Source organism: Vibrio sp. 1978 (genome assembly GCF_033344345.1).
The window spans coordinates 1-536 of sequence record NZ_JAWPOP010000933.1 but is presented as its reverse complement, the minus strand read 5'-3'; the positions used below and the strand labels follow the sequence as shown (position 1 = coordinate 536).

Here is a 536-nt window from a genome sequence, read left to right as displayed (position 1 = left end):
CCAACCCGTTATTCGACAAGAAGTGATCCGTTACTCGGCGGACGCAGAAAAACAAGAAGCGAAAATCCAAGCACTATAACGCTTGTCAACGCCATAAACCACAAAGGTCACCTCGCCCAGCTGGTGACCTTTTTAATCCCTAATCCAATTGCCGTGACTTTTAGTAGAGTTCAATATGCACGAGCCAATGCCCGACACAAAAAGACGTGATATGTTGAAGAAAGCCTTTTTATGGCTAATCATCTTCGACTATTTATTATTGGCGTTTTTTCTTACCCAACTCTCTAGCCTCAACCTAAACAGTGGCACTATGATCAGCCTGCTGCTCGTGGTTTACAATGTTCTGCTTGTGTCGTTGTGTTTTCAACGAACCAACAAGCAAGACTCATACATCATCTACCCAGTGCTATCAGCAACGTTGCTCGCTTTTGTCTGCTTCCTTTACTTTTTTTTTCTGGTTTAAGAGCCCCATAACCTAATCAAGCACGCGTTCACTGATCATACGATTGAACGCAACAAGGTCAAATGAGCCTTTA

General features: G+C 43.3%; 2 protein-coding genes. Both read left to right on the top strand.

The genetic code is table 11. The features are described 5' to 3' along the window. The coding region (locus R8N49_RS29940) for a hypothetical protein (RefSeq protein WP_318190807.1) at nucleotides 1–210 on the top strand (210 nt) is incomplete at its 5' end. After that, nucleotides 176–463 (top strand): hypothetical protein, encoded by a 288-nt coding sequence (locus tag R8N49_RS29935; RefSeq protein WP_005499880.1) that lies wholly within the window; start codon nucleotides 176–178, stop codon nucleotides 461–463. The genes R8N49_RS29940 and R8N49_RS29935, both read left to right, overlap by 35 nt. The last annotated feature ends 73 nt before the right edge of the window (nucleotides 464–536 follow it).

Bases quoted from the DNA above. Each gene is read 5' to 3' on its own strand.
- R8N49_RS29935 (WP_005499880.1), top strand. From the start codon at position 176: ATGCACGAGCCAATGCCCGACACAAAAAGACGTGATATGTTGAAGAAA.